23 protein-coding genes are annotated in these 25,722 nt (G+C 35.1%); 9 read left to right on the plus strand and 14 right to left on the minus strand.

What is annotated here, in order from left to right:
* Positions 1–84: 84 nt before the first annotated feature.
* Together HMPREF2818_RS09190 and HMPREF2818_RS09195 are read right to left on the minus strand one after the other, a co-directional pair.
* Positions 85–2,550 carry a bifunctional DnaQ family exonuclease/ATP-dependent helicase gene (locus tag HMPREF2818_RS09190; protein ID WP_000192263.1) on the minus strand — a complete coding sequence of 822 codons (2,466 nt, stop codon included), beginning with the start codon at positions 2,548–2,550 and terminating at the stop codon, positions 85–87.
* Between the two features lie 149 nt (positions 2,551–2,699).
* Positions 2,700–3,464 carry a (S)-acetoin forming diacetyl reductase gene (locus HMPREF2818_RS09195; RefSeq protein ID WP_000048144.1) on the minus strand — a complete coding sequence of 255 codons (765 nt, stop codon included), beginning with the start codon at positions 3,462–3,464 and terminating at the stop codon, positions 2,700–2,702.
* A 230-nt stretch (positions 3,465–3,694) separates the two neighbouring features.
* Here HMPREF2818_RS09195 and HMPREF2818_RS09200 point away from each other — a divergent pair, with 230 nt between their 5' ends.
* Positions 3,695–4,330, plus strand: a complete 636-nt coding sequence (locus tag HMPREF2818_RS09200; RefSeq protein ID WP_000708402.1) for an MBL fold metallo-hydrolase — start codon at positions 3,695–3,697, stop codon at positions 4,328–4,330.
* Positions 4,327–5,037, plus strand: a complete 711-nt coding sequence (locus tag HMPREF2818_RS09205; protein ID WP_001022575.1) for an alpha/beta hydrolase — start codon at positions 4,327–4,329, stop codon at positions 5,035–5,037. Before HMPREF2818_RS09200 ends, HMPREF2818_RS09205 begins: the two co-directional genes overlap by 4 nt.
* 52 nt (positions 5,038–5,089) lie before the next feature.
* Here the strand turns inward: HMPREF2818_RS09205 and ftsX are convergent, their stop codons facing one another.
* The 5 genes from ftsX to HMPREF2818_RS09230 form a co-directional block, all read right to left on the minus strand.
* Positions 5,090–6,019 carry a permease-like cell division protein FtsX gene (gene ftsX, locus HMPREF2818_RS09210; protein ID WP_000236202.1) on the minus strand — a complete coding sequence of 310 codons (930 nt, stop codon included), beginning with the start codon at positions 6,017–6,019 and terminating at the stop codon, positions 5,090–5,092.
* Complete coding sequence (gene ftsE, locus HMPREF2818_RS09215) at positions 6,003–6,695, minus strand: cell division ATP-binding protein FtsE (RefSeq protein WP_001173882.1); 693 nt, start codon at positions 6,693–6,695, stop codon at positions 6,003–6,005. The genes ftsX and ftsE overlap by 17 nt, the downstream gene beginning before the upstream one ends.
* A gap of 18 nt (positions 6,696–6,713) precedes the next feature.
* Positions 6,714–7,812, minus strand: a protein-coding gene (gene prfB, locus HMPREF2818_RS09220; protein WP_011324939.1) for a peptide chain release factor 2 whose coding sequence is annotated in 2 segments (ribosomal slippage) — positions 6,714–7,739 and positions 7,741–7,812 — 1,098 coding nt in all. Because the reading frame shifts where the segments join, the coding sequence is not laid out codon by codon here.
* 68 nt (positions 7,813–7,880) lie between these two features.
* Positions 7,881–9,005 carry a tRNA epoxyqueuosine(34) reductase QueG gene (queG, locus tag HMPREF2818_RS09225; protein WP_000351633.1) on the minus strand — a complete coding sequence of 375 codons (1,125 nt, stop codon included), beginning with the start codon at positions 9,003–9,005 and terminating at the stop codon, positions 7,881–7,883.
* 89 nt (positions 9,006–9,094) lie between these two features.
* On the minus strand, positions 9,095–11,026 hold the full coding sequence (locus HMPREF2818_RS09230; RefSeq protein WP_000064633.1) for a fructose-bisphosphatase class III: 1,932 nt from the start codon (positions 11,024–11,026) through the stop codon (positions 9,095–9,097).
* A 151-nt stretch (positions 11,027–11,177) separates the two neighbouring features.
* Between HMPREF2818_RS09230 and HMPREF2818_RS09235 the strand changes: the two genes are divergently transcribed.
* Positions 11,178–12,038, plus strand: a complete 861-nt coding sequence (locus HMPREF2818_RS09235; protein WP_000163485.1) for a metallophosphoesterase — start codon at positions 11,178–11,180, stop codon at positions 12,036–12,038.
* Positions 12,039–12,082: 44 nt separating this feature from the next.
* Here HMPREF2818_RS09235 and HMPREF2818_RS09240 read toward each other — a convergent pair whose 3' ends face one another.
* Positions 12,083–14,767: a calcium-translocating P-type ATPase, PMCA-type gene (locus HMPREF2818_RS09240; RefSeq protein WP_000910750.1), complete on the minus strand. Its 2,685-nt coding sequence runs from the start codon at positions 14,765–14,767 to the stop codon at positions 12,083–12,085.
* A 343-nt stretch (positions 14,768–15,110) separates the two neighbouring features.
* Positions 15,111–15,497, minus strand: coding sequence for a YwiB family protein (locus tag HMPREF2818_RS09245; protein WP_001867193.1), 387 nt, complete (start codon positions 15,495–15,497; stop codon positions 15,111–15,113).
* A gap of 75 nt (positions 15,498–15,572) precedes the next feature.
* Between HMPREF2818_RS09245 and HMPREF2818_RS09250 the strand changes: the two genes are divergently transcribed.
* The 6 genes from HMPREF2818_RS09250 to HMPREF2818_RS09275 all read left to right on the plus strand — a co-directional run bounded on the left by HMPREF2818_RS09250 (position 15,573) and on the right by HMPREF2818_RS09275 (position 22,589).
* On the plus strand, positions 15,573–16,889 hold the full coding sequence (locus HMPREF2818_RS09250) for an HD domain-containing protein (protein ID WP_001003543.1): 1,317 nt from the start codon (positions 15,573–15,575) through the stop codon (positions 16,887–16,889).
* Positions 16,890–16,959: 70 nt separating this feature from the next.
* On the plus strand, positions 16,960–17,772 hold the full coding sequence (gene yidA / locus HMPREF2818_RS09255; protein WP_000200666.1) for a sugar-phosphatase: 813 nt from the start codon (positions 16,960–16,962) through the stop codon (positions 17,770–17,772).
* Entirely contained in the window at positions 17,772–18,992 is a 1,221-nt protein-coding gene (locus HMPREF2818_RS09260) for an aminoacyltransferase (RefSeq protein WP_001865557.1), read from the plus strand. The genes yidA and HMPREF2818_RS09260 overlap by 1 nt, the downstream gene beginning before the upstream one ends.
* A 12-nt stretch (positions 18,993–19,004) precedes the next feature.
* Positions 19,005–20,216, plus strand: a complete 1,212-nt coding sequence (locus HMPREF2818_RS09265) for an aminoacyltransferase (RefSeq protein ID WP_000285514.1) — start codon at positions 19,005–19,007, stop codon at positions 20,214–20,216.
* An 18-nt stretch (positions 20,217–20,234) separates the two neighbouring features.
* Positions 20,235–21,470 (plus strand): aminoacyltransferase, encoded by a 1,236-nt coding sequence (locus tag HMPREF2818_RS09270; RefSeq protein ID WP_001185382.1) that lies wholly within the window; start codon positions 20,235–20,237, stop codon positions 21,468–21,470.
* 186 nt (positions 21,471–21,656) lie between these two features.
* Entirely contained in the window at positions 21,657–22,589 is a 933-nt protein-coding gene (locus HMPREF2818_RS09275) for a dihydroorotate oxidase (protein ID WP_000254063.1), read from the plus strand.
* A 43-nt stretch (positions 22,590–22,632) separates the two neighbouring features.
* Here the strand turns inward: HMPREF2818_RS09275 and HMPREF2818_RS09280 are convergent, their stop codons facing one another.
* The 5 genes from HMPREF2818_RS09280 to HMPREF2818_RS09300 form a co-directional block, all read right to left on the minus strand.
* On the minus strand, positions 22,633–22,830 hold the full coding sequence (locus HMPREF2818_RS09280; RefSeq protein WP_001290370.1) for a hypothetical protein: 198 nt from the start codon (positions 22,828–22,830) through the stop codon (positions 22,633–22,635).
* Between the two features lie 196 nt (positions 22,831–23,026).
* The gene (locus HMPREF2818_RS09285; protein WP_001284634.1) at positions 23,027–23,302 is read right to left on the minus strand and encodes an HU family DNA-binding protein; all 276 of its coding nucleotides are present in this window, start codon (positions 23,300–23,302) and stop codon (positions 23,027–23,029) included.
* A 102-nt stretch (positions 23,303–23,404) separates the two neighbouring features.
* The gene (locus tag HMPREF2818_RS09290; RefSeq protein WP_000810625.1) at positions 23,405–24,007 is read right to left on the minus strand and encodes a YpmS family protein; all 603 of its coding nucleotides are present in this window, start codon (positions 24,005–24,007) and stop codon (positions 23,405–23,407) included.
* Complete coding sequence (locus HMPREF2818_RS09295) at positions 23,982–24,821, minus strand: SGNH/GDSL hydrolase family protein (protein WP_001035225.1); 840 nt, start codon at positions 24,819–24,821, stop codon at positions 23,982–23,984. The genes HMPREF2818_RS09290 and HMPREF2818_RS09295 overlap by 26 nt, the downstream gene beginning before the upstream one ends.
* A complete protein-coding gene (locus HMPREF2818_RS09300; protein ID WP_000034835.1) occupies positions 24,814–25,650 on the minus strand; it encodes a DegV family protein in 837 nt (278 codons plus the stop codon). The genes HMPREF2818_RS09295 and HMPREF2818_RS09300 overlap by 8 nt, the downstream gene beginning before the upstream one ends.
* Positions 25,651–25,722: the final 72 nt, after the last annotated feature.

Consider the following 25,722-nt stretch of genomic DNA (forward strand, 5'->3'; position numbering starts at 1 on the left):
ACTCCTCCTTTTATCAACGTACTACTATTATTTAATCTTGAGTCGCACTGTCAAAATCTTATTTTTAGACAATGATCTTTACCATTATATCAAAAATTTAGCCATTTCAGTCAAGACCTTGTTAATTTTTTCCTTAGAAATTTCAAAATCTCTACCAAGAGAATGCATGATGGTTTGTCCATAAGATTTAATAACCAATCTGCTATCCAAAATAATTACCGCTGACTTTTGTTCTTCTCTCCTTGTAGTACGTCCCAAGGCCTGTTTTAATTTTAAGACAGTCATTGGTAAAGAATAGTCATAAAAGAAGTTTTTCCCCTCTTTTGTTAAACTCTGCGATAGTTTCTGGATAAAATAGTCTTTGGGATTATCAAAAGGCAATCGCGTGATAACTTCAATAAGACGATCACGATGTACAAAGTCAACACCTTCCCAAAAAGATCCTGTACCTAAAAGAAGATTGCTTTCTCCACGATCAAAACGTTTTTTAACGTTATAAGCTAAGCCATTTTTATCTTGAGTAAGATGTTTTATCTCCCACTTATCCAAATAATCAGATACCATAAACATTGTCTGTTTAGAAGTTAATAAGACTAAGGTAGGCTGCTTTAACGTCATTATATCTTGTAAACGCTTGGCTATTTCGTAAGCATACTGTTCCGGTGATAAATCAAGTATATTAGGCATAGAGGTATCAATCCATACTTTCTGATTGGCATTTTTCTCATGCGCTATCTTTTCTGTACTTATACTTGAAAATCCTCCTAAAAGATCTGACAAGTAGACTTTGGGACTGATTTGTAAAGTCGCTGATATCATATAGGTCTTTTTTGTGGGGGGGAGGAACTTTGAAAATTTAAGAAAATCTTCTCTCGCCCCACGTAAAATGGTTAAACGCTTCTCATTGACTTTGTCAGTTTCAAACCAATAGTTAGTATAAGTAGCTGTGAAAAAAGTTTGTAACTCATCTAATCCTACTACTTCTAAAGCGTTTATACTATTTTTTAGACGTTTCAACCAGGTCTCTGAAAATTCAAAAGAATTATGACGATAAAAAAGTTCTACTGCATGACTTAGCTCATAAGAGATACTTTCCAGAAGGCGCTTTTGTAATAATGGAATAGAACTATCAATTATTTTTTGAATAACCTGCAATTGGTGACTAATATCAAGTTGCCCACGAGAAAAATTTTCCAGTCCCAAAACAAGTTTCTGAGCTTCATCAAAAACTAAAACCTTCCCCTTTGCAAAATCTTTGTCATCCTGAACACGCTCAAGAAAATAAGCATGATTGATAATAACAAGTTGACTTTGTGCAACTTTATCATAACTGCGTTTCCAAAAATCCAGATCATAAAAAAGTGATGATTGAGTCACTTCTCCATCGTGTTTTAGCTGGTCAAAGTAAGATTCTAATCGTTGTTTTTGTTTAATTTCATCCAAATCACCTGTAGTCGTTTCCGTCAACCACACTAGCAGTTGCATTTTAAAACGATTTATCAATCGATTTCGATCCTGCACTTGGAGGCTCTTATAAAACGCATCTAACTTCAAGTAATTTCTCGGTCCTTTGATACTGTGACAGGGAATATGAAAAAGTTCTTGAATGTGCTTTATTTCTTTAGCCATTATTTGATCTTGCAAAATCTTTGTTGGAACAGATACTATTATTTGTTGTTTTTGAGACTGATCCAATAAAGGCAAGAGATAACCATATGTTTTACCAAGTCCTGATTGAGCTTCTAAAAACGTTGTTGTTTGATCATTAAAATGCGCTTTAACCAAGTCAGCAAAAACAACTTGCTTAGGGCGAGCATCCATACCTAACAAAGCCATGTTAACTTGAAAATCACTAGATAATTTCTTAGGCTTTCCAACAGCTTTTTCTTTTTTTAAGACCAATCCTTGCCAGAAATAATATTCTTTAGGATTAACGAAATCAGCTTCTTGATAAGCTTCTTCAATCAATAAATAGGATTCGAACAAAAGATTATCAGCAAATGTTAAAATGGTCTCCAACACTTCTTTAGGTAAACTACTAATTTTAGCTTTTAACTTAATGAATAACTGTGCTGTAGCTCTTGCATCTGCAATAGCAGTGTGCGCATCTGTTAATTCAATATTTAAGCTTTCTGCTAATGCCCCTAAAGAATATTTTTCTAAACAGGGATAAAATACTTGTGATAATTCTACTGTATCTATCCTTGGTGTACGTAACTCGCAGCCTTCTAAAAATAGTTGCTCAGCCAATAAATTTGCATCGAACTTTACATTGTGGGCAACAAAAATACAATCTTCAATCAATTGATAAATGTGATGCGCCACTTGACCAAAATCCGGAGCTTTAGCCAACTGCTTATCCGTAATACCTGTCAAATGAACAATATGCTCATCCAAAGATTCATGAGGATTAACATCTGTTTCATAACTATCAATAATTTTATTTCCTTGGATAATAACAATCCCAACCTGAATAATAGAAGCATTGGGACCTGCTCCAGTAGCCTCCAAGTCAACTACTGCATATTTTCTAAGTTTTTTCTGGGTCATAGTAAGTCTATTATAGCACGCTATATCTATAAAACAAAACATGACTATACCTCAAAGATGCCATCACTCCAATAACCAAGATAAGATAATTTTTTAAGAAATATAAAAAACACTGTGAGTGAAACTCACAGTGTTAGCATTAATCATTTTTAATGGAATACCATACCCCCATCGACAACTATTGTTTGTCCAGTGATATAATTTGAATCATCTCCCGCTAAGAAGCCTACTGCATTAGCAACATCTTCTGGTTCAGACAAGCGTTTCAAAGTGATATCTTTGGCAAACTGCTCCATACCCCATTCATCATCTTTGCCTGCATTCTTACCAACTTCATGGGCAATATCAAACATCATAGGTGTTTTAACAATACCTGGTGCGTAAGCATTGACTGTGATTCCTTCTGATGCTAAATCTTTTGCCAAAGTCTGTGTAATACCACGAACTGCAAATTTTGTACCACCATAAACAGTCAAATTAGGATTCCCTTCACATCCTGCTTGTGAAGTTGCATTTATAATTTTTCCGCCATGACCTAATTCTCTAAAATGTTTCTGAGCTGCTTGGCTTCCCCAAATAGTTCCTCCGACATTGATTGCAAAAGCCTTTTCAAACTGCTCTTCAGTAATAGTGTCAAGAGGAGTTGTTGGGGCAACACCTGCATTGTTAACAACAACATTCAAATCACCAAAAGTATCTACAACTTTTTGGAAAGCATCAAAAACTTGATCACGTTTTGAAACATCTGCTACAACTGCAACAGCATCCTCAGGTGATAGTTTATCAACCGCAGCCTGAGCAGTCTCTTCATTATAGTCTAAAACGCCTATTTTAAAGCCGTCTGCATGAAGACGTTTCGCAATAGCAAATCCAATTCCTTGACCAGCACCAGTAACAATAGCAACTTTTGACATATCTTCCACCTCATATTCTTTAGTCAACCAATTAGGTTGCTCTCAAAAAGTCAGTGTTCTTAAACTAAGTTCAGCTTTAGGCTTGGCTTATTGATTACTTTTATGATACACCTTTATGAAAACGGTGTCAAGAAATTGCTGTGAGATCCCATATTTTCTGAAACTAGTTGCCATTTATTTTCCGCCACTCTTTTTTTAACAAAGTCTTGATTTTTTGGTACACTATCATTATGAAAATCTATAAAACAATAAACCACATTGCTGGTGAAAATACTTATTACCTCGTTAATGATCAAGCTGTTATCCTCATTGATCCAGGGAGCAATGGCCAAGAAATTATTGCTAAAATTAAATCCTTTGAAAAACCTTTAGTGGCTATCCTCTTAACTCATACTCACTATGATCATATTTTTAGTTTAGATTTGGTCAGAGATACTTTTGATAATCCACCTGTTTATGTTTCAGAAAAAGAAGCCGCTTGGCTATCTTCCCCAGATGATAATTTATCTGGGTTAGGCCGTCATGATGATATCATTAATGTTATAGCAAGACCGGCAGAGAACTTTTTTAAATTAAAGCAACCCTATCAACTAAATGGTTTTGAATTCACAGTTTTACCAACACCTGGTCATTCTTGGGGAGGAGTCTCGTTTGTTTTCCACTCAGATGAATTAGTCGTTACTGGCGATGCTCTATTTCGTGAAACTATCGGTCGTACTGACTTACCTACCAGTAACTTTGAGGACCTCATTACTGGTATTCGTCAAGAACTATTCACCTTACCTAGTCATTATAGTGTTCACCCAGGCCATGGCATGAATACAACTATTGGCCACGAAAAAAACTTTAATCCTTTCTTCCAATGAACATAAAACGTCACTCTATTTTTCTTTGGTTAACAACAAGTATCCTTGCTATTTTAATGGCCGTCGGGATGACCATTTACTTCAATACTTACCAAGCCTCCCCATTAGCTAGGAGAATTGCTAAAACCGCTACAAACCATAAGAACTACCTTCTTTTTAGAAGCAAGGGTAAGGTAAAAGCAAATATTATTTTCTATCAAGGGGCTCTTGTGGAAGAAGAAGCTTATTCTCAACTTGCTAGAGATTTAGCTGACAAAGGGTATAATACCTATATTTTGAAGACACCTTTAAATTTGCCAGTTTTATCGCCTCATAAAGCTAAAACAATTATTAATCAGAACCACTTAACTAATGTTTACCTTGCTGGACATTCTTTAGGAGGAGTTGTTGCTAGCCAAAATGCCAAAGTAGCCCCTGTTAGAGGGCTCATATTATTAGCTTCCTACCCTTCACGTAAATCCGACCTATCTCATAAAAAGTTAAGAGTACTCTCCATTACAGCAAGTAATGATCATATTTTAAACTGGGAAAAATATGAGGAAGCTAAAAAACGCCTCCCAAATTCAAGTACTTTTCGAACTATTGTCGGAGGAAACCATAGCCGATTTGGTAACTACGGACATCAAAAAGGGGATGGTAAAGCTACCCTTTCTCACAAATCATCTGAAAAACAATTGGCTACGTTTATTTCGAATTTTATCCACTAACATGATATCTACAATTAATAAAAAGAGATGAAATAGATTTCATCTCTTTTTATTAAATCTTAAGGTAACGTCTCATTGATAGGACAGACCCAAGTGAGCCAATAATAATACCAATAATCACCATACCACCAATAATTGCTGGAACCATAATATCCATAGGATACAATGAAACATGGCTTGTCTCAAATTTTGGATTAAACTTGTTAAACACAAATTGATAACCAAAATAGAAAATCAGCGATGGAACGATAGCCCCTAAAATCCCTACCCAAGCACCTTCAAAAAAGAACGGTCCTCGAATATAAGAATTTTTAGCGCCAACTAATCTCATGATTTCAATATCTGTACGGCGTGACATAATCGACATACGAATAGTATTTGAAATCAAAAAGATAGCAAGGACAATTAATAAGGCAACACCACCAAATCCCCATATACGGATGTTATCTGTGAGATTAGATAGTTTTGTTGAATCAATAGGTTCTTTAGTATAATCAACACCTTCAATGCGTCCAATTGCTTCACTGACACTCTTAGAAACTTTTGCAGAACTTGTCCCAACTACGTAAACATCTAACAAAGCATCTTTATAGGTATCATCAATAACATCTGAACCATACTCTTTTTGAACTTCTTTTAATTGTTCAGCTTTACTTGAATAAGTGACTTTCTCTACACCAGAAATACGTTTAATTTTGTCGTAAACTTTATGATAATCAGGATTATCTTTTAGCTTTCCGTCCTTATCTTTGACTTGTTTTTGAGCATCCGTTGAGTCAACATTTAAAAAGGCACTGATAGTAAAATTACCTGAAACATCAGTTGTTAACTTTTCAACATTCAGTAAAACTGATGAAAACAAGCCTACAAGAAGTAAGGTTATGGTAACTGATGTTACAGAAGCAAAAGTCATCCAAAAGTTACGTTTCAAGTTTTTAAGCGATTCCCAGAAATGTCTAAAGAAATTAATCATGATAACCATATTCTCCCTTCTCTTCATCTCGGATAACGCTACCTGCTTCAATCTCAATGACACGATGACGAAGTGTGTTAACAATTTGACTATTGTGTGTTGCCATCAAAACAGTCGTTCCTTGAAGGTTAATACGTTCCAATAGATGCATGATTTCCCAAGCAATTTCTGGATCCAAATTACCAGTAGGTTCATCTGCAATTAATAATTTTGGATTATTAACAATCGCACGTGCAATTGCCACACGTTGTTGTTCTCCACCAGATAACTGTGTTGGAAAAGAACGCATCTTGTGTTTTAAACCTACTAATTCTAGAACTTCTGGCACGCGTTTTTTAATATGACGGCGCTTAGCTCCAATAACTTGCATCGCAAACGCAACATTCTCATAAACTGTTTTTGTTGGTAGTAATTTATAATCTTGGAAGACAACTCCAATACTACGACGTAAAATAGGAATTTGACGACGTTTGAGTTTATTGAGATTGAATTCCCCTACCTTTAATCTACCTGAACTTAATTTTTCTTCACGGTATAGGAGGCGAATCAAGCTAGATTTACCAGCACCTGACGGACCAACTAAATACACAAACTCACCTTGCTGAATTGATAAATTTAAGTTTCTCAAGGCAGTTATTGAACGGCGATACTTTTTAGTAACACCAGACATTTCTATTAGTGCCATGTTTCTCCTTCATTATTTTTAGTCTTCAATGCGCCACTTAAGGTAGGCATCAATAAAGCCATTGATTTCTCCATCCATAACCTTATCTACCTGAGCAAGCTCAAAGTTAGTACGATGATCCTTCACCATCGTATAAGGGGTGAAAACATAAGAACGAATCTGACTTCCCCAAGTGATTTCTTTTTTATCACCCTTAAGAGCATCTACTTCTTGTGCTTTCTTTTCTTGTTCTAACTGATATAGCTTAGCCTGCAACATCTTCATAGCGCGATCGCGGTTCCCATATTGAGTACGGTCAACGGTAGACGATACCACAATTCCAGTTGGAATATGCGTCAAACGAACACCTGTTGATACTTTATTGACGTTCTGACCACCAGCTCCTCCGGAACGGAAAGTATCCATTTTAATGTCATCATCACGTACTTCTACTTCAATCGTATCATCTAACTCTGGCATCACTTCAACTGAAGCAAATGAGGTATGACGACGTTTAGCCGAATCAAAAGGTGATATACGAACGAGGCGATGAACTCCCATTTCTGATTTCAACAAACCATAAGCATTGGGACCTTCAAAAGAGAGGGTAACCGATTTAATACCAGCTTCATCCCCTGCTTGATAATCCAATACTTCTACTTTAAAACCATTAGCATTGCCAAAACGGGTATACATTCGTAAGAGTAAATCTCCCCAATCTTGCGCTTCAGTTCCTCCTGAACCAGGATGGATTTCTAAGATAGCATTATTGTGGTCATAAGGCTCAGATAAGAGAAGCGTCATTTCATAAGCACCCATTATCTTATCTAGCTGCATTAGATTTTCTTCTAATTCTTCTTTCAAAGAATCATCTTCGTCAAGCATCTCAAGTAAGAGTTCTGTTTCGTCAGATAATTCTTGCATATTATGGAAAGTATCATACTTACCTTTTAACTCATTCAGTTCTTGAGATGTCTTTTGCGCTGCAATATTGTCATTCCAAAAGTCTGGCTCAGTCATTTGATTTTCAAGAAGAGCAATCTCCTCTTCCAAACGATCTAAGTCAAAGAGACCTCCTGAAGCTAGTCAACTTCTCTTTATTTTCTACTATTTTTTGGCGAATTTCAGCCACTTCCATGAGATTTCTCCAATCTTTGTTAATCTGTTTTATTTTATCATAAGGTTCTTAAAAATACCATAAAAGGCTTAAAATTGCCATTTATGACGGATTAATTCCAACTCTTTTCGGCTATCTTCATCTTTTAAGGTTAAATTACTCATAAACTCCAGTATCTCATCGTTTGGTTTTTTGACAATTTCTCCCAATGCCCATATAGCTGTTGCAGTATGAATAGGGTTATTATTTTTATCAATAATCTCTATTAATTTGACCACTGCGGTTTTATCATGAGCATTTGCTAGCGCAATAATAGCATTACGCTGTAAAATATTTTTACCTCGCCAACTTCCAGCAATCATACCAAATTTTTCTTTAAATTGTCCATTTGATAAACTCAAAAATGGTATTAATTCTGGTTGAGCCAACTCAGGATCAATCTCTGTCGCCAATGGATTATTTATACCTTTGTTATAAGGACAGCAAATTTGGCAAATATCACAACCATAGATAACTGTTTTAATCTTTTTTCGAAACTCTATGTCCATCATTCCCTTATCTTGGGTTTGAAATGATAGACAACGCTTGGCATTCATTGAGCCATCACCAATTAAACAAGAAGTTGGACAGGCATCTAGACAACGACGACAGTCACCACAATCATAATCGACAGGCTTGTCTGGCTCGATCTCTAAATTGGTAATTAATTCTCCCAAAAACATATAAGAGCCATATTCTTTAGAAATAACTAGACCATTTTTTCCTATAAAACCAATACCTGCTCTTTGGGCAACTGCAGTATCAACTAAAGCTCCAGTATCGACCATTGCTTTTTGTTGCAAAGGAAAATCTCGACAGAGCTCTTCAATGCCTTTTGATAGTCTGTCTAACTTTTCGCCGACCACATAATGATAATCAAGCCCCCACGAATTAGGTGTAATTTTTCCTCGTTTATAAGGTGTTTTTTGAGGTTGCTGAGGAAGTTTGTGAGGATAAGCAACGCCAATTGAAATAATCGTTTTAGCTGATTCTAAAAGCCTTTCAGGGTAGATACGATCCTCTATGACTTTATGTTCAAATCCTGAATTGCGCCCCTCTTCCACAGAAGCACGCAATGACTTTTCCAAATAATCAAAGTTATCTGCCGTCGTAAAACCAATTTTAGAAATACCAATTTCTTTTGCTAATTTTTGAATTTCTGCCTTTATATCCATAATATTATTTTAAGTCAATTTAATAAAAGAGACAAGGTAAGAAACTGAAAAATTAAATCCTACATATCAATTAGTAAATTACTTAAACACTAGTCATCATATTCCTGAAAATGACGATAAAGGTGATCTAAGTCTTTAATCTCTTTGGTTAACTTTTGTCCAATAGTTGTATCTTTTACAAGAATCCTATCCTTGGCTTCTTCTACTAATCGCTTCGTATCAATGATATAGTTGGTTCCACTTAAAACTTCCTCAATGGATGTAAAAGGAAGGTGTGAAATTAATTGTATCCCATAGCTATTATAAATCAAAGTGTAGCCAGCTAAACCTGTATTTTTCTGATAACCTTTGGCAAAGCCACCATCAATTACTAACATCTTACCATTTGCTTTTATCGGTTGCTCACCATTTTTTTCTTTGACTGGCGTATGACCATTGACAATATGTCCAAACTTAGGCAAATCAAACTCTTGTAAAAGAGTAGTGCAAATATCATCTTTATCTCTCAGTTTAAAGTAGGGATTTTTTCTTTCTTGATGAGTTACTTTGTCGGAAACATAATAGCGCTCAAAAGTAGTCATGGCATTCTTACCAAAAAGAGAAGAATTTTCACCACACCAAAGATACCAAATGATATCTGTCGCCAAATCATCATGTTTCTCTGGTCTAGCATATGCTAGACGTATTTGACTTTCAAATAAATCCAGTAAATCCCTACCACCATAAGTTTTTCCTGCAATTTTAAAGCTTTTAAAATCACCATTACTATGCATTGGTATGCAACCATGGAATAAAAGATTATCATTATAGGTTAAATACATACTTCCTTTCGCAAATAAGAAATCAATATGTTTCTTTAAACTTTCAGAAGTCTGGAAGGCTATCATCAATTGTTGTAAAAGCTCTTCTTCCTCACTTGTTAATCGACTGGGATTTTTCGAATCAATGCATCTACTATTAAAATCTTTAAGTTGATGCACAACTCCCTTAATAGATATACTTAAATCTTTATAATTTACCTGGTTAATAAGTTGCCGATTATGCATTTGAAATTCTGGACGCCTGTCAATCAATTGGGCTTCCAATTTAAACTGTAAAATTGCTGTTGCTTGTTGTATCATATTTAACAAGTCTAGTTCATCTGGATGAGTCATTTCCTCTCCATCTAATATAGGAACGAAAGAAGGTAGAGGTTCATAGTAACGGCGTGAGTAATCAACCAAGCGACGCAAATTGATACCATATCGGTCTTCAATTAAAGTAATATTATTATAACGTGCAGCAATACGGATAACATTTACCATACAAAGGTAGGAACCAGATACTGCTCCCATCCAAGTAACATCATGGTTCCCCCATTGGATATCCAAATTTGGAAAAGCCATTAACCTATTCAAGATACGATCAGGATACCTACCACGATCGTAAATATCCCCTACAACATGTAAATGGTCAATGATTAAAACTTGAATTGTTTGGGATAATACTATAATTAAATCTTCTACTTGGTCTAATTCAAATAATTTTTCAATAATAGTATCAAAATAGCTTTTCTTCTCTGGGTTACGGTCAATCTCAGCTAAAAGTTCTTCGATAATGTAAGCAAACTTACCTGGCAATTGCTTACGTACTTTAGATTTTGTATATTTACTAGAAAAATATTTTAAAACTTGTATTTGTAACGGAATCATTTCCCATAACTTCGTTTTATAAGCACTTGCTGACAAGTTCATTTTATCGAAGGCTAATTTTTCCTTTGGGTAATAAAGCAGTATACAAAAATCATCTAAATCAACAGCAACTATTTTCTGCCAATCAAAGCAGTCTAATAATTTAGCTCTAATAGACCCTGCGCCTGTCCGTAAGAGATAATCAACAGCATCGTATTCCCCGTGTAAATCACTAATAAAATATTCTGTCCCTTTGGGTAATTGACAAATAGCTTCTAAATTGATCATTTCTGTTACGATATCTTCTTTTCGAGGAAATTTTTCTTTCAAGAGCTTATAAAAATTAGACATAAGACCTCCTTAAGGCACCTTAAATATAAAGCTTCTAAACACACTTGTGAAAGCGCATTCTACAATGACATATCTATTATAGAATGACTTTAAAACTATTTCAAAAATTTACTGTTTATCTCTTTGAACTACAATATGGTACAATATCCTTATGACCAAACTTGCTATCATGAGTGATTTACATATTGACCTCAATCATTTTTCTACCTTTGAGACGAAAACGTTAATTAATTTGCTTAAGAAAGAAAAAATTGATCACCTCCATATCGCTGGAGATATATCTAATCATTTTACTAAAGATACACTTCCCTTTATCAATAACTTAAAAAAGCATATTAAACTTAGCTATAATTTAGGAAACCATGATATGCTTGATTTAACAGAAACAGAAATCCAACGCCTTGACTTTCAAACCTATCGATTTGACAAAAAAATGCTACTAGCTTTTCATGGCTGGTATGATTACAGCTTTTCAAATAATAGAGACATCAAGAATGTTGAAAAATTAAAAAAGACTTTTTGGTTTGATAGACGTTTAAAACGTCCAAATAATGATGTAACTATCCAAGCATCAATTTTAAAACGCTTAGACGAAATATTATCAAAAGTCGATTCTTCAAATATCATTATTGCTATGCACTTTGTTCCCCATAAACAGTTCACGATGACTCATCCTAGATTCTCTCCTTTTAATGCTTTTTTGGGGAGTCAGGCTTATCATGATTTATTCCAAAAATATCATATCAAAGATGTTGTTTTTGGTCATGCACACCGCTCATTTGACGACGTTAAAATTGGAGAAACTACTTATCATTCTAGACCACTTGGATATATTAGAGAATGGAATTTAACTATTGACTTTGTCAATCAGAATCCCAATCATAACCCTAATTTAACCTGGAATCTTAGCAAAAGGTATAATGCCGTTAAGCATTTGGATAGTTTTGAAAACTATCGAAAAAAATATTTTGAAGACGAATTACGCAACTCTATGACAATATTTGATTGCTAAAAAACTCACTTAGATATTCTAAGTGAGTTTTTTTATCAGCTAAACTAAATAGCTTTTTCGTCTTGTCCTAATTTACGTTGGATAAATTTAACAATTTCCGTTAACACTACCATCAATAAACTTCCGATAACTACAGTTAACCATTGTGTTGAACTTAAATGAGTTACATGGAAAAGTTTATTAAATCCAGGAACAACAATAGTCACCATCAAAAGAATGAAAGCTACTGGAATAGACCAGTTAAAGGTTCTATTTTTAAAAGCTCCAACTGTAAAGATTGATTGGTAAACTGACTTAACGTTAAATGCATGTACCAATTGGATTAAACCAAGCGTTGCAAAGGCCATCGTAAGGGCATCTGCGTGAATCATGCGATAACCAGCATGTTCTGGATACATCAATGCCCAACCATAGACACCAAGTACTAAGATAGTTTGTAAAATACCTTGATAGATAATAGCTCCCATAACACCACCATCAAAGAAGTTTGACTGGCGACCACGAGGTTTATGTGTCATAACTCCTGGTTCAGCTGGCTCAACTCCAAGAGCGATAGCTGGAAGAGTATCTGTTACCAAGTTAATCCAAAGAAGGTGAACCGGTGCAAGTACATCCCATCCTAATAACGTTGCAAAGAAAATTGTAAATACCTCTGCCATGTTGGCTGAAAGAAGATATTGAATAGATTTTTGGATATTTGAGAAGACTTTACGTCCTTCCTCAACAGCCACAATAATAGTTGCAAAATTATCATCAGCAAGGACCATATCAGAAGCACCTTTGGAAACTTCCGTACCAGTTATTCCCATACCAATACCAATATCTGCTGTTTTTAGCGATGGAGCATCATTAACACCATCACCAGTCATGGCAACGACTTTACCATCGTTTTGCCAAGCTTTCACGATACGCACTTTATGTTCAGGAGAAACACGTGCATAGACAGAATATTGTTTAAATACTTTTTGAAACTCTTCATCACTTAATTCATTAAGTTCAGCACCCGTAAAGACATGATCTTCTGTGTCATTTGCATCAATAATACCTAGACGCTTTGCAATAGCTTCTGCAGTATCTTGATGGTCCCCGGTAATCATAATCGGACGAATTCCTGCTTCTTTAGCAACTCGAACAGCTTCTGCCGCTTCTGGACGCTCAGGGTCAATCATTCCCACTAAACCTGAGAATACTAAATCTGACTCAACAATATCAGTCTCTAAAGTTGGAATTTGTGTTTCATATTTATAAGCCATCATCAAGACACGAAGAGCTTGTTTTGCGAGTTCTTTATTGGTATTTAGGATAGCCTCTTTATCTTCAGCCGTGATATCACGAACCAAGCCATTATCTTCAATTTTAGTAACTCGTTTTAATAATTGATCAGGAGCACCTTTGACTGCGATAAAGTAGCGACCATCTGATTCTTTATGAATCGTAGACATTAACTTACGATCTGAATCAAATGGTAACTCAGCTACACGTGGTTCATTTTTCAAAACTTCACGGACATCAAAATTCTTATCTAAACCAAATTGTACCAGTGCAGTCTCTGTTGGGTCACCAATTAATTTTCCTGAAGGATCAATCTTAGTATCGTTGGAGAAATTCATAATACGTAAAGTGTTATTATCAACTGAAATTTCTTCCGAAGATGATTGGAGAACACCATTAGTATACACTTTTTCGACAGTCATTTGATTCATTGTCAGAGTACCAGTCTTATCTGATGCAATGATTTCTGTAGAACCTAAAGTTTCAACTGCAGGGAGTTTACGAACGATAGAATTACGTTTAGCAAGAGTTTTTGTTCCCATTGATAAGACAATCGTAACAATTGCAGGAAGCCCTTCTGGAATAGCTGCAACTGCTAAAGCAACTGAAGTCATCAATCCTTCAATCCAACCTTCTTTACGGACAAATATCCCCACTAAGAAAGTAATAACCGCAATAATCACGATTAAGTAAGTCAATAATTTAGAAAGTTGAACTAAACTTTGTTTCAATGGTGTTTCAGATTCATCAGCATTTGCCAACATGTCCGCAATTTTACCAACTTCAGTATACATCCCTGTGTTAGTAACAACACCATATCCTCGACCATACGTGACATTTGAATTTTGATACGCCATATTCACACGGTCACCAATACCTGCATCCTCTGCTACTACTTGAGATATGTCTTTCTCAACAGGTACTGACTCACCAGTTAGAGCTGCTTCTTCAATTTTTAGAGACGCGGCTTCTAAAAGTCGTAAATCTGCGGGAACAACATCTCCTGCTTCTAACATAACGAGGTCACCAGGAACTAGTTCTTTAGAATCCACCTCAATAGTATGACCATCACGACGAACACGCGCAATTGGGCTTGACATATCTTTGAGGGCTTCAATAGCTGCTTCGGCTTGCCCCTCTTGATAAACACCAAAAGCTGCATTTAAGATAACAACCGCCAAGATAATCAATGCATCCGTTAAGCCATGCATACCTTCCGTAATAACAGAGAGAGCTGCAGCAACCAGTAAGATAATAATCATTAAATCTTTGAATTGGTCAAAAAACTTAGCTATTAGACTACGTTTTTTCCCTTCTTCAAGCTCATTGCGACCATACATCTCTAAGCGATTTTTCGCTTCTGTCGTTGATAATCCTTCACGAGAAGATTCTAAAGACGTTAGAACCTCTTCTTGACCTTGTGTGTAAAACAAGGATTTTTTCTGTTCTTTTAACAAAACCTTTCCTCCTTTGGTCTCTCCACAAACAAAAAGAGACCTGTTTTTATGAAAACAAGTCTCGCTGTTTAAGACAACGCCGGAAATTTCTTTCGTAATGACGACATTGCCACGGTAAACCGTCTGCTACTCCCTTGATATGTTAATCATTGTAACAGAAAAAAATCCATTTTTCAATTAATTATCCTTGCTATCACTAATAATCTCAAGGGAAAAAACGAAGTTCATCTAGTCGAAATAAACCACACTGCAGTTTATCAAATAAATGGCTCTCATAAAGAGATCCCAGCGTCTTCAGTAAACGAAATTCATAACGACTACTCTTTTGTTAATGGTAGTTATCTTAATACCATTGAATCCTTAATTCATAATTTGCAAAACAGTCTCCTGTCTCCGTTTGCTTAAGGACATAATTGATATGCAACCTTTGCTGTGACAAATCAAACTGATAGTGACTTGTCTCTGTAATCAAATGTTGAACACCAAGTGGAGTGGGGATATTAACCAAAGCAGGCGTTTCACGATGAAAACGCATTACAGACTTAGGATTTGAAAACTTCGTCATAAGCAATTCCTCATGATTTGCCTTAATAACTACCCTCTCGCCCTCAGCATTAATATAATTCAAATAAACGTAACTTCCTTTTTCAATAAATTGACAATCGTGAATCTCATGAATCATTTCGGTTTCGTTGTCAATTTGAATGTTATTGTTAATTTCTAGTTTCATGACTTCTCTCACTTCTTTTATCCTTCTATTCTACCAATTTCTGACTCAAGTTTCAATTTTTGCTATAATATATATATGAATGAAAAAGTATTTCGTGACCCCGTTCACACTTATATCCATGTAAATAATCAAGTCATATATGACTTGATTAACACTAAAGAATTTCAACGTTTACGACGCATTAAACAAACCTCAACGACTTCTTTTACCTTCCATGGTGCAGAGCATAGTCGTTTTTCACATTGTCTCGGAGTTTATGAACTGGCTCGTAAAGTTACAGAAATCTTTGATGAACATTATTCTGATCTTTGGAATAAAAATGAGTCCCTGCTAACGATGGCTGCCGCCCTACTACATGATATCGGACATGGCGCATATTCTCATACATTTGAGCGTCTCTTCAATACTGATCATGAAGCTTACACTCAGGAAATCATCACCAATCCTACCACAGAGATTAATGCTATTTTACGAAAGGTGGCTCCTGATTTTCCTGATAAAGTAGCTAGTGTTATTAATCATAGCTACCCCAATAAACAAGTTGTTCAATTAATTTCTAGTCAAATTGATTGTGATCGAATGGACTATCTTCTCAGAGATTCTTACTACACTGCTGCTAGCTATGGACAATTTGATTTAACACGAATTTTACGCGTTATTAGACCAACCGATTCTGGAATTGCTTTTGCTCGTAACGGGATGCACGCTGTGGAAGATTATATTGTTAGTCGCTTCCAAATGTATATGCAAGTTTATTTCCATCCAGCCAGTCGTGCTATGGAATTACTCTTACAAAATTTACTAAAACGTGCTCGCTTCTTATTTGATACCCATCGCGATTTTTTTGAACAAACTTCTCCAAATCTTATTCCTTTCTTCACGGATCAATATGATTTACAAGATTATTTAGCCCTAGATGATGGGGTAATGAATACTTACTTCCAATCTTGGATGCAAGCTGATGATAACATTTTGGCAGATTTAGCTAATCGTTTTATCAATCGAAAAGTCTTTAAATCAATTACCTTTGAAGAGTCTGATAAAGAAAATCTAGTTAAAATGAAAGAACTAGTCTCACAGGTTGGTTTTGATCCCGATTATTACACTGGTGTCCATGCTAATTTTGACTTACCTTACGATGTTTATCGGCCTGAACATTCAAATCCACGAACAGAAATTCAAATTATCCAAAAGAATGGACAACTTGCTGAATTATCAAGCTTATCACCGATTGTAAAAGCATTAACTGGATCTAATTATGGTGATCAACGTTTTTATTTTCCAAAAGAAATGTTGACATTAGATAGCCTATTTTCAAGTACAAAAGAAGAATTTCAATCTTATATCACAAATGAGCATTTGACACTCACGAAAGATAATAGCCATTCATGACAAACCCTTTATTTTTTAGTAAGATATAAGGTGAGTATTTTAGGATATTGAATAAAGAGTGGGAGATAAAATGACTTCAATTAAACTTGTTGCCGTAGATATTGACGGCACCCTATTAAATAGTAAGCGTGAAATTACACCTGAAGTGGCTAAAGCTGTTCAAGAAGCAAAATCAAAAGGCGTTAAAATTGTTATTGCTACAGGACGTCCAATCATCGGAGTCCAAGATCTTTTAGAAGAATTGAAACTCAATGAAGAGGGAGATTATGTTATCACCTTTAACGGCGGTCTAGTTCAAGACACAGCCACAGGAGATGACATCATCAAAGAAACCTTAACCTATGAAGACTATCTGGATTTCGAACTGTTAGCGCGTAAATTAGGCGTCCACATGCACGCCATTACAAAAGAAGGAATTTACACAGCAAATCGTGATATTGGTAAATATACAATACACGAAGCAACTTTAGTTAATATGCCGCTCTTCTATCGTACTCCTGAAGAAATGGGAGACAAAGAAATCATTAAACTAATGATGATTGATCAACCTGACATCTTAGATGCAGCAATTGCTAAAATTCCAAAAAAAGTTCTCGATAACTACACTATTGTAAAATCAACTCCTTTTTATTTAGAAATTTTACCCAAAAACGTTAATAAAGGCACTGCACTTCTCCATCTTGCAGAGAAAATGGGATTAACTGTAGATCAAACAATGGCTATTGGTGATGAAGAAAATGACCGTGCTATGCTTGAAGTTGTTGGAAATCCTGTTGTTATGCAAAACGGCAATCCTGAACTAAAAAAAATAGCAAAATATATCACCAAATCAAACGAGGAAAGTGGCGTAGCCTACGCACTACGTGAATGGGTAATAAACTGATGTATCATGTTACCGTTGGAATATCCGAAAAAGAATATGATGCCTTTGCTATTGCATCGTCTCAAACCAATCTCCTCCACTCTTCAAAGTGGGCACAAGTAAAATCAAATTGGCAAAATGAACGTTTAGGCTTTTATAAAGATGACCAATTAGTTGCTGTAGCTAGCATCTTAATTAAATCATTACCACTTGGTTTTACAATGCTTTATATTCCACGTGGACCTATTATGGACTACAGCAATAAAGAATTAGTTAACTTTGTGTTAAAAACACTAAAAAACTTTGGACGAAAGAAACGTGCTGTTTTTGCAAAATTCGATCCAGCACTTCTTCTACGTCAATATCACCTTAAAGAAGAGAATGTCGCCGAAGAGATAGATGAAAGTAGACAGGCAATTGATAATCTTAAGTCAGCAGGTGCCCAATGGATAGGTCCAACGAAAGCCATTTCCGAAACCATCCAACCTCGTTTTCAAGCGAATATCTATACCAAAGCAAATATAGAAGAAAACTTTCCAAAACACACTAAACGTCTGATAAAAGATGCAAAGCATCGCGGTGTTCAAATTTATCGTGCCAACATTGATGATTTACCTAAATTCGCCACGGTTGTAGCATTAACCGAGAATCGTAAAGGTGTAGCTTTACGTAATGAAAACTATTTCCATCAACTAATGACAATTTATGGAGAAGATGCCTATCTCTATTTAGCTAAAGTCAATCTTCCTAAAAGATTAGCGCAATTTAAAGAACAACTTCTTCAAATCCAAAAAGATTTATCAGAAACTCCATCCCATCAAAAAAGTCGCCTGACAAGGCTAAATCAACAAGAAGCTTCTGTTAAACAATATATCCTTGAATTTCAGGAGTTTAGCAAGAAATATCCAGATGAGCCTGTCATTGCAGGAATTTTGTCCATTCGTTTTGGCAATGTCCTGGAGATGTTGTATGCTGGTATGGATGATAGCTTCCGTAAATTTTATCCACAGTATCTCTTGAATGCTAGGGTGTTCGAAGATGCTTTCAAAAACGATATTGTATCTGCTAATCTAGGCGGTGTCGAGGGAAGTCTTAACGATGGTTTAACAAAATTTAAAAGTAACTTCAATCCAATGTTTGAAGAATATATTGGCGAGTTTAATCTAGCAATCAATCCATTATTATATAAATTGGCCAACCTAGCCTATACTATTCGAAAAAAACAAAGACACTCTCACTAAGAAAGGAAACTCATGTATAGAGAAATTACCGCTGTCGAACACGATCGCTTTGTGAGCGAATCCAACCAAACAAACCTACTTCAATCTTCTAATTGGCCCAAAGTAAAAGACAACTGGGGTAGTCAATTACTTGGCTTTTTTGACGGTGAAACCCAAATTGCCAGCGCTAGTATTCTCATCAAATCACTTCCTCTTGGCTTCTCCATGCTATATATTCCGCGTGGACCAATCATGGATTACTCCAATCTAGATATTGTAACTAAGGTCCTTAAGGACCTTAAAGCTTTTGGCAAAAAACAAAGAGCTCTCTTTATCAAGTGTGATCCTCTCATCTATTTAAAAATGGTCAATGCCAAAGATTTTGAAAATTCGCCCGATGAAAAAGAAGGGTTAATCGCCATTGATCATTTACAGCGTGCAGGTGCTGATTGGACTGGTCGGACAACAGATTTAGCTCATACTATCCAACCACGTTTTCAGGCAAACCTATATGCTAATCAATTTGGACTTGATAAAATGTCTAAAAAAACTCGTCAAGCTATTCGAACTTCCAAAAATAAGGGAGTAGATATACAATTTGGTAGCCATGAACTACTTGAAGATTTTGCAGAGTTGATGAAAAAAACGGAAGACCGTAAAGGGATAAATCTTAGAGGAATTGACTACTACCAAAAACTCCTTGATACGTATCCTAATAACTCATACATCACAATGGCTTCGCTAGATGTTGCAAAACGATTAGAAAAAATAGAAAAAGAATGTCAGATAGCCCAATCTGAAAGAATAAAATCACTTGAACTTAATCGTGAGAAAAAAGTTAAACAACACCAAGGTACGATTGATCGATTAAATAAAGAAATTGATTTTCTCAAAGAAGCTCAAAAAGCCTATGACCGAGACATTATTCCATTGGCTGCAACCCTCACTCTAGAATTTGGTAATACATCAGAAAATATTTATGCTGGTATGGACGATTACTTTAAATCTTATTCTGCTCCTATTTACACTTGGTTTGAAACAGCTCAAAGGGCTTTTGAACGTGGAAATATTTGGCAAAATATGGGGGGGATTGAGAATGACTTATCTGGTGGTTTATATCATTTTAAGTCTAAGTTCGAACCAATCATTGAGGAATTTATTGGAGAATTTAACATTCCAGTGAACAGATTGCTTTATAAAGCCTCTAATTATGTCTATGCCTTACGCAAAAAACGTAATAGCTAGTTAGGAAAGGATACTTTTATGGCGCTTAAAGAATTAACAGCTAAAGAGTTCGAAAGTTATTCAGGAAATTACGATTTACAATCGTTTATGCAAACCCCTGAGATGGCAAAGCTTCTAAAAAAACGTGGGTATGACATTACCTACATGGGCTACCAAATCGACGGGAAAATGGAAATCATCAGTATTGTTTATACCATCCCAATGACTGGTGGACTTCATATGGAAGTCAATTCTGGTCCAGCCCATTCCAATTCTAAATATCTGAAACATTTTTATAAAGAACTACAGAACTATGCCAAATCTCAGGGCGCTTTAGAATTATTAATTAAACCTTATGATACCTACCAAGAGTTTACTGGTGAAGGTGAGCCTAAAGGTGCACCGAACACCTATCTTATTGATGACCTGACTAGTATAGGTTATCACCACGATGGGCTTCATATTGGTTATCCTGGCGGTGAACCTGATTGGCATTATGTTAAAAATCTAGAAGGTATCACTCCTCAAAATCTTCTTAAATCTTTCTCTAAAAAAGGACGCCCCTTGGTTAAGAAAGCCATGTCTTTTGGTATAAAAATACGTGTCCTCAAGCGGGAAGAACTACATATCTTTAAGGATATTACTTCTTCTACTTCTGATCGCCGGGACTATATGGATAAATCTCTAGATTATTATCAAGATTTTTATGATAGTTTCGGAGATAAGGCGGAATTTGTCATTGCAACTCTAAACTTTAGGGAATATGATCATAACCTACAATTAAATGCAAAGAAATTGGAAGAACAGATTACAGTCCTTGATAATCGCCATCAAAATAATACAGATTCTGCCAAATACCATCGTCAACGTACTGAGCTTGTCAATCAACTAGCTAGTTTAGATAAACGTCGCAAAGAAGTCGAACCTTTTATTCAAAAATTTGGAAATCAAGATGTTGTTTTAGCTGGTAGCCTCTTTATTTATAGCCCTAAAGAAACTGTCTATCTTTTCTCTGGCTCATACACAGAATTTAATAAATTTTATGCGCCTGCAGTTCTTCAAGAATATGTTATGCAAGAGGCTTTAAAGCGTCAATCAACTTTCTATAATTTTTTAGGTATTCAAGGAAATTTTGATGGTTCAGATGGCGTACTTCGCTTTAAACAGAATTTTAATGGTTACATTGTTCGTAAAATGGGTACTTTCCGCTACTACCCAAATCCATTAAAATATAAGAGTATTCAATTACTAAAGAAAATCTTACGCCGAACATAAAAAATAAGCTTACATAAGCTTATTTTTTATGCATTATAGAAAGCATCTTTTATTTCTTTACTATTATTGTTTACACAAACAATAATGTTCGTTATTTATCGAAATTTTATTACCATTATCATTATTTTCTTGCAGCTCTATTAATCAAGTGATAAAATAGTAAAAATTTATCTTCAGGAGGATATTATGGTATCGCTAAAAACGGAAATTGCTGGTTTTAGTTTTGACAATTGTTTGATGAATGCAGCGGGTATTTATTGTATGACTAAGGAAGAGTTATTAGCTATTGAAAATTCTGAAGCTGGTTCCTTTGTTACAAAAACAGGTACCCTTGAAGCTAGAGAGGGAAACCCTCAACCACGTTATGCAGATACTGACTGGGGATCAATTAATTCTATGGGACTCCCTAATAAAGGTATTGACTATTATCTTGATTTCGTGACTGAATTACAAGATCAAGACAATAGCAAAAATCACGTTTTATCATTAGTAGGTTTATCACCAGAAGAGACACATATTATTCTTAAAAAGGTTGAAAACAGTAGTTACAATGGCCTAATAGAGTTAAATTTATCGTGCCCAAATGTTCCTGGAAAACCTCAAATTGCTTATGATTTTGAAATGACTGACCTCATCCTTTCAGAAATCTTTAGCTATTATCAAAAGCCATTGGGCATCAAATTACCACCTTACTTTGATATCGTTCACTTTGATCAAGCAGCTACAATTTTTAACAAATATCCTTTAGCTTTTATTAACTGTGTTAATTCTATCGGAAATGGACTTGTTATTGATGATGAAACTGTCGTTATAAAGCCTAAAAATGGCTTTGGAGGTATCGGTGGGGATTTTATCAAGCCTACCGCCTTAGCTAACGTCCATGCTTTCTACAAACGTTTAAATCCTTCAATTAAAATTATCGGAACAGGTGGTGTTAAAAACGGCCGTGATGCCTTTGAACACATTCTATGTGGAGCTAGTATGGTCCAAATCGGAACCGCTTTACAAAAAGAAGGACCAGAAATTTTTCAGCGTGTAAGCAGAGAATTAAAAGAAATAATGGCTGATAAAGGCTATCAATCATTGGAGGATTTTCGAGGACAACTTAATTACCTTTAAAAATAATAAAAGAGCAAACCTTGTTTGCTCTTTTATATTGATTTTACCAATCTTTATCAAATTCACGTTCTTCACGTTCCTCGGGTGTTAAATCATCCTTTACAGGCTTTGTTATGATGTTTCCTTCATTATCTACTTTAGGTTTTATCGTATTCATATATAACTTTAACAGAGCTATCTTTATAATAGCGATAATAACAAAAGCAATAAGGATAATTAATAGTATAGCTTTTTCTGACATTCTCTTTCGCAACCTCTCTTTTAACTTATCTTTTAGGAATTATAACATCACAGTTAAGATAATTCAAGGGTATGCTCTAACACATTTGAAACTCTAAATTCCTTTAATCTCTCTAGTCATTTATTGAGTATTGGATATAAAAAAGAACCTTGTCGCTATCAATAAACATTGATATGACAAGGTTTTTCTAGACGAATTATTTAACAGCGTCTTTAAGAGCTTTACCAGCTTTAAATGCTGGAACTTTTGATGCTGCAATTTCGATTTCTGCACCAGTTTGTGGGTTACGACCTTTACGAGCTGCACGTTCACGAACTTCAAAGTTACCAAAACCGATTAATTGTACTTTTTCACCTTCAGCAAGGTAATCTGCTACAGCTGCGAAAACTGCATCTACTGCTGCTGCTGAATCTTTTTTAGTTAATTCTGTAGCTTCTGCTACTTTTGCAATTAAATCTTGTTTGTTAGCCATGTTAACAAATCCTCCAAATAAATTCTAAACTTATACAACATAAGTTTTAACAGATTATATGATATCTAAAAAAAGGCTTAAGGTCAAGTATTTAACGTCATTTTAGGGCTTTTTCTTAAAAATATCGAAACTAAAATTATCGTTTACTAAATCAATTGCAGTCGCTTTCAAATAAATACCTTCTTTATTTTTTAAATCTTGCAAATTAATATTAATAACCGATTTTTTAGGTTTTATATCTACAAAGTTTGGCAATTTATAAGATGATTTTATATATTGTAACACATCTTTTTCTGGAAGCGGAAGAGTTCCTACTGAAAATGAGGTCACTTTAAGTTGAACAGCGCCATTTGTTAAACGATAAGGTTCAAAATAGATGTATAAAGGCACTTCATAACCTAATAATTGATAAGAGCCTTCAAATAGTATAGAAGATGAAGCAGCATAAATCTTATAATTCATCTTCTTAGTTTGATATTGTTTTAAATAAAGTGCAATTGTCTTATTCAGTTGCGACTTATTGGTCGTAAAAGTACCTACTTTTACTTTATCTTGTACCCCAGTCGAAATTTTTCCTGTATTAGGCTCACGTACTTGAATTAAGCGACTTGCAATCACTGCTGTGAAGGAAAGGTTAATTGCCAACAATAAGAGAAATGCCCATTTCCAGAAATTTAAATTACGGCCAGTTTTTTTTTGTTTCATTTATTTTCTCCATAACGGCGTTAGACATGATTTGATAGCCAATATTATTGGGATGAAAATGGTCTCCAGTAAAGAGAGCATCATTAGTGATACTTGCCTGACTATTTGATGACTCTGTAATACCCTCTTTACCATTTATTCCCTTATAAAGGCGGTCATTAATTGGGACAAAATAAACATTTTCTGAAGCATCAACTACTTCTTTTGTAGCTTTATTCCAATTATCAATAACGGTTTGCATTTTAGTTAATTGTGGAAAGTTTAGGTAAAAAGGATTATAAATGCCTAAAACATAAATAGGCAATTTAGGATTATCTTGTCTTGCTTTTGCAAGGATTTCTTTCAAACGTTCCTTATATGCTTCTGCTGGTTTCTCAAAGGAATTTAGTGATAAATGACTGAGCTCTTTACGAATAACAGCCAAGACATCATTACCACCAACAGTTAGCGTCAATAAATCAGCTTTCTCTAAATCTTTTTCGATTTGAGGATCCGTCGTCATACGTTTTAAAATTTGTTGACTAGTATTCCCAGACACACCATAATTAACAGAAGTCACTTGGTAAGAGTATCGATTATGGAGTGATTCTGATAGCAGTGGGACAAAACCACCTTGAGAGGTTGTATCGCCCACACCTTCGGTCAGAGAATCTCCAAGAGCAACATAGTTAAGTGGGATAACTTTCTTTGTTAGGAAGTCTTTTTTTGTTAATTTAGGATTTGATTTTGGAATGATCAAGGAAAAAATCCCAAAAGATAAAAGAAGACTTACCAGAAAAAAAGAAAGTCCGGTAAGTATTTTTTTCTTATTCATAACGAACCATAACAGCAAATGCATCCTCACCAGTATGAGTTTGGATGATTGAGCCAGTTTCTAAAACGGATATAGGAGCACCTAGAACAGCTAGTTTTTCTTTAAAGTTATTAGCCATATCAGCTTTACCACAGTAGGAGATGCCAATTTCAGCAATTTTTCGTGTTTGGGCACTTTCAACAAAATTATCTAACCATTTGCTGAAGGTCTTTAGACCGCGACCTTTAACAATCGGTACTAATTCATGGTTTGTTAGCTCCATAATTACTTTTATATTAAGCAATGAACTTAGGAGACCTGTTACACGTCCAATACGACCACCTTTTACTAAATTTTCAAGGGTCGATACGCCAATAAATAATTCTGACTTCTGGCGTACTTCTTCCACACGAGCCAAGATGGTATCTAAATCAGCTCCCTCTTTAGCTAATTTCGCAGCTTCTACAACCTGGAATTTTTGACACTGGTCTGTAAAAGTAGAATCAATAACTGTAACATCTGCACCAGCAATATTAGCTCCCTGGCGTGATGCTTCAATAGTTCCTGATAGTGTATGCGTTAAATGAATTGCAATGATATGTTCCGCACCTTCATTCATTAATTTTTCATAAATTTCTGCAAAAACACCTACAGGTGGTTGACTTGTTTTTGGCAATTCCTTACTTCCACGCATTAGGTTCAAGAATTCCCCTTGTGCTTTTAAGTCATTGTCTGAATACAAGGTACCATCTATCATAACTGACAAGGGAACAACTGTAATGTCAAGCTCTTTAATAAGTTCTGGTTCAATGGTAATGGAAGAATCCGTTACAATTTTGATTTTACTCATATCCTATCCTATTCTATACTTTAATATTTCAATACCCTTATTATAACAAAATTTAAGTGTATCAACATTAAT

This window comes from Streptococcus sp. HMSC076H09, from assembly GCF_001811765.1.
In the GTDB taxonomy this organism is placed as follows: domain Bacteria; phylum Bacillota; class Bacilli; order Lactobacillales; family Streptococcaceae; genus Streptococcus; species Streptococcus agalactiae.